The sequence below is a fragment of the Amycolatopsis kentuckyensis genome, assembly GCF_002155975.1.
Taxonomy (GTDB): Bacteria; Actinomycetota; Actinomycetes; order Mycobacteriales; family Pseudonocardiaceae; genus Amycolatopsis; species Amycolatopsis kentuckyensis.
Map to the genome: position 1 here is coordinate 1 of NZ_MUMI01000596.1, position 8,551 is coordinate 8,551.

2 protein-coding genes are annotated in these 8,551 nt (G+C 75.5%); both read right to left on the minus strand.

Features of this window, described 5'->3' with window-relative positions:
• Positions 1-2,376, minus strand: a 2,376-nt coding sequence (locus CCN39_RS43200) for a type I polyketide synthase (protein ID WP_244211270.1), incomplete at its 3' end; no start/stop codon positions are given.
• A 13-nt stretch (positions 2,377-2,389) separates the two neighbouring features.
• On the minus strand, positions 2,390-8,551 hold a 6,162-nt coding region (locus CCN39_RS43205; RefSeq protein ID WP_086852424.1), incomplete at its 5' end, for a non-ribosomal peptide synthetase.

The following is an 8,551-nucleotide window of genomic DNA, read 5'->3' on the forward strand; positions in this document are numbered from 1 at the left end:
CCGCGCGGCCTCGATGCGGGCGGCGAAGGCCCGCACGGTCGGGTGGCCGTACAGATCGGCGAAGGTCAGCTCGACGCCGAAGTCGTGTTCCATGGTGCGCAGCGCGGTGATCGCCGCGATCGACGTCCCGCCGAGGGCGAAGTAGTCCGATTCGGCGGTGAGCTCGTCCTCGCCCAGTGCGCGCGCCCAGACCTCGGCGACCCGGCGCTCGGTGTCCCCATCGGACACCACGGCGACCGGTTCCGGTACCGGGGTTCCGACGGACGGCGAGCCCGGCGGGCGGCACCAGCACCGGACGCTTTCCAGCGGGTAGGACGGCGCTTCGATCCGCGCCACGACCGTCCCGGCGTAGTGGCGGTCCCAGTCGAGCCGGACGCCGAGCCGGTAGAGCGTGGCCACCTGCCGAAGCACCGCCCGGCGGCCGGTCCCGGCGATCAGCTCGACGCAGCCGAGCTCGGGCGCCAGCCGGCGCATCGTCCGGGAGAGCACGCCGCCGGTACCCAGCTCGACCAGCACCGCGCCGTCGCGGACGAACCCGCGCACCGCCTCGGCCAGCCGGGCGGCGTCGAGCGTGGCTCCGACGGGCCGGTCCGCCGCGGCCGCCAAGCCGTCGGCAAGGGACAGCTCGCCGCGCGCGATCCGCACCGAGAGGTTGCCCGCGCCGGAACCGACGAGGTGGGTGTCGGGAAGGCCCAGCGACCGCGCCAGCCGGTGGAGCGCGTGGTGGACGGCGACCAGCCGGGGCCCCGGCTCCTCGGGCAGCGGGTCGTCGCCGAGGACCGGCCACGCCGCGCACAGGTCCGCCCAGAGCTCGGGTTCGACGCCGCCGTCGCCGGAGAACAGCAGCACCACCGGCGGGTCGTCCGCGGCGGGCGATTCCGGGACGGCGGCCGACCGCAGGGCCGTGGCCAGGGCGGCGGGTTCGTCGGCGACGACGGCGATCCGGAACGGGTGGTCGTCACGGCCGCGGTTCATCGCGTGGCCGATGGCGAGCACGCCGTGCCCGCTCCCCTCGGCGAATTCCGCGAGTTCGTCGCGGTAGCGGGCGAGCGCGGACCCCGTCTTCGCCGAGACCGTGACCAGGTGCCCGGTTCCGTCCGGTGCCGCGGGCCGCGCGGGCTCCGGGGGCTGCTCGACGACGGCGTGCACGTTGGTGCCGGTGAGCCCGAACGAGCTCAGGCCCGCGCGCCGCGGCGTGGCGTCGTCCCAGGGGCCGAACGCGGGGTTGACCCGCACCGGGCCGCCGAAGTCGATCAGCGGGTTCGGCGTCGCGAAGTGTGCGGTCGGGTACCGGACGCCGCGCCGCACGCTCAGCAGCACCTTGATCAGCCCGGCGACCCCGGCGGCGTTGTCGAGGTGCCCGATGTTGCCCTTGATCGAGCCGATCGCGCAGGACGGGGTCGTCACGCCGGCGTCGAGGAACGCCTGGCGCAGGGCCTCGACCTCGACGACGTCGCCGAGCGGGGTGGCCGAGCCGTGGCACTCGACGTACCCGACGGTGGCCGGGTCGACGCCGGCGTCGCGCCAGGCCGCGGTGATCACCTCGGTCTGGGCCGCCCGGCTCGGCGCGCTCATGCTGGCCATCCGGTAGCCGTTGTGGTTGACGGCGATGCCCTTGAGCACCGCGTGCACGTGGTCGCCGTCGGCGAGCGCGGCGGGCAGCGGCTTGAGCACGACGATCCCGCCGCCTTCGCCGCCGACCGCGCCGGTGGCCTTCTCGTCGAACGGGCGGCACCGGCCCTCGGGTGACTCGACGCCGCGGACCGGCACGTGCCCGGCCTCCCGGATCGGCACCGGCCGCACGCTGATGCCGCCCGCGAGCGCCAGGTCCGCGGCCCCGCCGCGCAGCAGGGCGACGGCGTGGGCGACCGCGACCAGGCTGCCGCTGCAGGCGGTGTCGAGGACGAGCGCGGGCCCGGTGAAGTCGTGGCGGTAGCTGATCCGCGCGGCGAGCGAGGCCGCCAGGATGCCGAGGATCTGCTGCGGGTCTTCCTCTTCGAAGAGGTCTTCGTAGTCGCTGCGCGAACTCCCGAGCACGACGGCGGTGCGCGATCCGCGCAGGGCCTGGGGCGCGTAGCAGGCGTTCTCGAGGGCTTCGTGGGCCAGCTGCAGGATCAGCCGCTGGTGCGGATCCATCCACGCGGCCTCGGCGGGCGGGACGCCGAAGAAGCGGTGGTCGAAGCGGTCGATCCGGTCGAGGTAGCCCATCGGCAGGTAGCCGGGACCGGCCGCGAAGCCGTTCTCCCGCAACCGTTCCTCCGTGGGCTGGCCGGTGCGGTCGCGCCCCGCGGCGAGCAGGTCGTGCACGGCGTCCAGCCCGTGGGCGCCCGGGAGCAGGGCGGACACCCCGATGATCGCCACGTCGTCGTTGCGCACCGGCTCCGGCCTCCTAGAGCTCGTAGTCCTTCGGCGGGTTCAGGCCGCGGTCCACCGCCCGGCCCAGTGCTTCGAGCGTGGGGTGCTCCAGCATCAGGGCCAGCGCGCCGACCGTGGGGTTGTCGAACAGCGCCCGCGGGGGCAGGGCCGCGCCGAAGTCCGCGCGCAGCCGGGCGGTGACCCGCAGGCAGAGGAGTGAGTCGCCGCCGAGGGCGAAGAAGTCGTCGTCGACGCCGACGTGGTCGACGGACAGGACCTCGGCCCAGATCCGGCTGAGGGCTCGTTCGGTCGCGGTGCGGGGCGCGAGGTGGGCCGGCTTGCTCCCGGCGGGTGTCACCGGCGGGGCCGGCGGGCGCTCGCGCGGCGGGGCGACCGGCCCCGCCGGCTCGCGCAGCAGGTCCAGGAGTTCGCCGGCCAGTGCCTCGACCGTGTCGCCGTCGAACAGCGCCGGGTCGTAGCCGAGGCGCAGGGTCAGCGGTTCGTCGTCGCGGGCGCTGCCGTGGGCGACGAGGACCAGGGGGTAGTTGGTGATCTCGACCGCCGTCAGCTCCGCCACGTGCAGCCCGCGCTCGGCCAGGGCGCCGGAGTCGAAGGGGTAGTTCTCGAACACCACGATGCTGTCGAAGAGGCCGGTCGGGGCCGGCAGCCCGCTCCAGCGGCGCAGCGCGGCCAGGGAGACGTGCCCGAACCGGCGTGCCTCGGCCTGGTCGGCCTGCAACCGCCGGAACCAGCCGGGCCGGTCTTCCGCCTCCGCGACGGTCACCCGGACCGGGACGGTGTTGACGAACATCCCGACGATGGCGTCCACGCCGGGCAGTTCGGGCGGGCGGCCGGACACGACCGCGCCGAAGCAGACGTCCGGGTCGCCGCCGTGCCGGGCCAGCAGCCGGGCCCAGCAGCCCTGCACCACGGCGTTGACGGTCAGCCGGTGGCGCCGGGCGAAGGCGGCCAGCCGGCCGGAGTCCACGGCGGACAGTGCGCGTTCCACTGTGGACGCCGAGCGGGCGCGGTGGGCGCGAGCGGGCGGGCGGTCGTAGGGCAGCCGGGTGGGGGTGAGCCCGGAAAGGGCCTTGCGCCAGTGGGTTTCGGCTGCCGCCGGGTCCTGCCGGGCCAGCCAGGCGAGGTGGTCGGCGAACGGGCGGCGACGTCCGGCGGGCCGCCCGGACAGGTGCGCGAGGACGTCGGTGAGGACCTCGAAGACGCTCCAGCCATCGAGGACGACGTGGTGGAACGTCCAGAGCGTCCGGACCCGGGTGTCGTCCAGCCGGATCAGCGTGACCCGCATCAGCGGCGGCACCGCGGGGTCGAGCCCGGCTGCCCGGTCGGCGGCGAGCAGTCCGGCTTCGTCGTACGAGCTCCCGTCGTGCACGGTCACCGGGAGGGTGACGGCCCGGTGCACGACCTGCACCGGCTCGCGGACGCCGGTCCAGTGGATGGCCGTGCGCAGGGCGGGGATCTCGGCGACGGCCCGCCGCCAGGCGCGCTCCAGGGCGGCGAGGTCGGCGACGCCGGTCAGGGTGAAGCAGACCTGCTCGAGGTAGGTGCCGGGTTCCGACAGGCTGTGGAACAGCATCCCGGCCTGCATCGGGGTGAGCGGGTAGACGTCCTCGACGTGGCGGCCGTCGCCGAGGACGCGGTCGAGTTCGGGCTGGCTCGCGGCGGCGAGCGGGAAGTCGGAGGGGGTGCGGCCACCGGCGCCCGGCTCGGCGCAGTGGGCGGCGATCTCCCGCAGCGCGGTCAGCGTGTCGCCGGCCAGGCGGGTGACGGCGGCGGAGTCGTGCGCGCCCGGGGAGTAGGTCCACTCGAATTCGAGTTCGCCGCCCGCGGTGACGGCCGCGGTGACATCGAGGCGCGAGGTGCCGGTGAGGTGCGGCGCACGGCTCAGCCCGATGGCGGAGGGGGCGCCCCGGAACACCTCACCGGGCTCCGGCTCGGCGTCGAAGCGGCCCAGGTAGTTGAACGCCGCCACCGGGCGGGGCGCCGGGAGCTCCTCCTCCCCCAGGTACTTCACCGCCCCATACCCCAGCCCGCGGTCCGGGACCGCGCGCAAGCACTCCTTCACCGCCTTCAGCACCGCGCCCCACCCGCCGTCCCGGGGCACCTCCACCGGGCACGGGTACAGCGTCGTGAACCAGCCCACCGTCCGGGCCAGGTCCACGTCCTCGAAGAGGTCCTCGCGGCCGTGCCCCTCCAGCTCCAGCAGCACCCGGTCCTGTCCGGTCCAGCCGGCGAGGACCTGGCCGAGCGCGCTGACCAGGACCTCGTCGATGCGGGTGCGGTACGCGGCCGGGGTGTCGCGCAGCACTGCCGCCGTCTGCTCCGCGGCGAGCCGGACCGTCACCGCGCGGGGCGGCCGCGGATCGCCGTCCGGCCCGGCACCCGGCGCCGGTCGCCGCCAGTACGCGAGCTGGTCGTCGAACCCGCCCGCCGCCGCGTGCCCGGCCAGCCGCCGGGACCAGTCGCCGAAGGACGTGGTCCGGGGCGGCAGCCCGACCGGCTGTCCGGCGCGGGCGGCGCGGTAGGCCGTGCGCAGGTCGGCGAGGAGGATTCGCCACGACACACCGTCCACCACCAGGTGGTGGGCGGCCAGCAGCAGCCGGGAGCCGTCCAGCACCGCGGTGAACAGCGCGCCGCCGTCCAGCTCGAAGAAGTCCATGGTGGACACCGGACCGACGCGGAAGACGCTGTCCGGAAGGGTTTCCGCGTACTCCTGCCGCCACTCGCCGCCGATCCGGCGGAAGCACAGCCGGAGCGCGTCGTGGTGGCCGGCCAGGGCCTCGACCGCGGTCCGCAGCGCCGCCTGGTCGACGTCCGCGGCGAGCTCGGCCGACACCCACTGCGTGAAGTGCCCGGGGTGCTCGGTGATCGTCTCGAAGAACCAGTGCTGGATCGGCGACAGCGGCACCGGGCCGGACGGCCGGGGTGCCTCGCGTGCCGTCGGCTCTTCCCACACCCCGGCCGCGGCCAGCTCGGCCGGGGTCTGCCGGAGGAAGACGTCCTTGGCGCTCAGCCGCAGCCCGAGCTGCCGGGCGCGCGCCACGACCTGGATGCCGAGGATCGAGTCCCCGCCCAGTTCGAAGAAGTTGTCCTGCGTGCCGACGCGCTCGACGCCGAGCACCTCGGCCCACACCCGGGTCAGCAGTTCCTCGGCCGGGCTGCGGGGTGCCGTGCGGGCTCCGGCGGCTCGCGGCCGCGGGGCCGGCAGGGCGCGGCGGTCGACTTTTCCCTGCGGGGTCAACGGGAACCGGTCGAGCAGCACCAGCGCGCCGGGGACGAGGTGGCCCGGCAGGCTGGTCCCCAGGAATTCCCGCAACGCGCCGGGCTCGACCGGACGGCGTGGCACGACGTACCCGGCCAGCCGCTTGTGGCCGGGGGTGTCCTCGCGCGCCACCACGACGGCCTCGGCGACGTCCGGGTGCCGCCGCAGCGCCGCCTCGACCTCGCCGACCTCGATCCGGAAGCCGCGGATCTTGACCTGGTCGTCGGACCGGCCGAGGAAGTCGAGGACCCACTCCGCACCGGCGCGCCAGCGCACGACGTCGCCGGTGCGGTACAGCCGGGTGCCGTGGCCGAAGGGGTCGGCCACGAACCGGTCGGCGGTCAGGCCGGGCCGGTCCAGGTAGCCGCGGGCCAGGCCGCTCCCGCCGACGTACAGCTCGCCGGGCACCCCGGCCGGCACCGGGGCGAGGTGGCGGTCCAGCACCAGGCAGCGGGTCCCGGTGACCGGCCGCCCGATCGGCACCGGCCGCCCGACGTCGCCGTCCCGGACGCGGTGGCAGGTGGTGAACGTGGTGCCCTCGGTGGGCCCGTAGCCGTTGACCAGTTCCAGGTCCGGATACCGGCGCAGGACCGCCGCGCACTGCCGCGGTGACAGGACGTCGCCCCCGGAAACCAGCCGGCGCAGGCCCGCGAACACCTCGGGGTCGGCCGCCGCCACCTCGTGGAACATGCCCGCGGTCAGCCACAGCGCGGTGACCCCCTCGGCGCGGGCGAAGGCGCCGAGAGCGTCGGCCGACGGCACGTCTTCGGTGTCGATCGCCAGCCGCGCCCCGGACAGGAGCGCGCCCCAGATCTCCAGGGTCGAGGCGTCGAACGACAGCGGCGCGTACTGCGTCGAGACGTCGCCGGGACCCAGCCGGGCGTGTTCGTCGGCGCACAGCCGGGTCACCGAGCGGTGCTCGATCAGCACGCCCTTCGGCCGGCCCGACGATCCGGAGGTGTAGAGGACGCAGGCCAGGTTTTCCGGCCGGACCCGGCGCGGCGGGGCGCTGCCGGGCTCCCCTCCGTCGTCCGAGAGCAGCACGCGGGCCCCGCGGGGTACCCGGTCGCGCGCGGCCCGCGTCGTGAGCACCGTGGTGGCGCCGGAATCGGTCAGCAGCAACGCCAATCGCTCGTCCGGGTAGCGCGGGTCGAGCGGGACGTAGGCGCCACCGGCCTTCAGGATCGCCAGCATGCCGACGATCGCGTCGATCCCCCGCGGCACGCACAGGCCGATCCGGACGTCCGGGCCGGCGCCGTGCGCGAGCAGGCCGTGCGCGAGCCGGTTCGCCCTGCCGTCCAGTTCCCGGTAGGTCAACGCCGTGCCGCCGCAGGTCACGGCGAGCGCGTCGGGGCGCTCGCGGACGCGCTCGGCGAAGACGTCGAGAACGGTCAGGCCGGGCCCGTCCGCCGGGGCGCGACCGGCCGCCAGCAGTTCGCGTCGTTGCGCGGGCGCCGGGAACGGCAGCCGGGACAACCGCCGCCCCGGGTCGTCGGCGATGCCCGCCAGCAGGACCAGGAGGTTCTCGGCGAGCCGCCGGATGGTGTCCGCGTCGAACAGGTCGGTGCGGTATTCGACGGTGGTGCGCAGCCCGCCGTCCCGCGGCTCGAACTCCAGCGTGAGGTCGAACTGGGCCGAGCGCCGGGGCAGCTCGGCCTCCTCGACGGACAGGCCGTCCAGCTCCGGCAGCGCCGAGGGCGCGTTCTGCAGCACGACCATGGCGCTGACCAGCGGCGAGCGGCTCGCGTCGCGGTCCGGGGCGAGCAGCTCGACCAGGCGGCCGAAGGGGACGTCGTCGTGGGCCATCGCGTCGAGCACGGTCGAGCGGACGCCGGTCAGGAAGCCGGCGAAGGACGGATCGCCGTCGAGGCGGGAGCGGATCACGACGGTGTTGACGAAGAAGCCGACGAGCCCGGCGAGCTCGTCCCAGGAGCGTCCGGCCGTGACCGTGCCGAGCGCGATGTCGCGCTGGCCGGTGTAGCGCGCGAAGAGGACTTGCACGGCCGCGACGAGGGTCATGAACAGCGTGGCGCCGCGCTGCCGGCCGAGTTCGGCCAGCCGGGTGGTCACGGCCGGGGGCACGGTGCAGCGGTGGGTGGCGCCCGCCGTCCCGCGGACCGCGGGCCGCGGATGGTCGGTGGGCAGCTCCAGCGCGGGCACGCCGGCCAGCTGCCGCTCCCAGTAGGCGATCCGGTCGTCCAGCTCGGGACCGGCGAGCCGGTCGCGTTGCCAGGCGGCGAAGTCGGTGTAGCGCAACGGCAGCGGGGGCAGCTCGGCGGCCGGGTCCGAGTACAGCCGGCCGAGTTCGTGGGCGAGCACGCCCATCGACCAGCCGTCGGTGACGATGTGGTGCAGCACCAGGACCAGGAGGTGGTCGTCCTCCCCCCGGCGGAAGACGGTCGCGCGGAAGAGCGGGCCGCGGGCGAGGTCGAACGGCCGTTGCACCTCGGCGAGCAGCTCGCCGTCATGCATGGCGCGGACGTCCGGCCGGATGTCCGGCGGCGGCCCGACGACCTGGACGCCCCGCCCGTGCACGGTGGGGAAGGTGGTGCGCAGCGACTCGTGGCGTCCGGCAAGCGCGGTCAGGGCCCGCGCCAGTGCGTCGAGGGACAGGGGGCCGCGCAGCCGGAAACCCGCGCTGGTGTTGTATTCGGCGCTGCCCGGGGCGAGCTGGTCGAGGAACCAGAGTCGTTGCTGCCCGGAGGAGAGCGGCAGCGCACCGCCGGGCGCGGTCCGGGCCGGCGTGTGGCCGGGGTGCGCGGACGGGAGGGCCGCCGCGAGCCGGGCAACCGTCCGGCGTTCGAAGACGGCTTGGGCGGGCAGGGCGGTGCCGAGCCGCCGGTTGAGCACACCGGCAACGCGCATGGCGAGGATCGAGTCCCCGCCGAGCTCGACGAAGTCGTCGTCGGCGCCGAC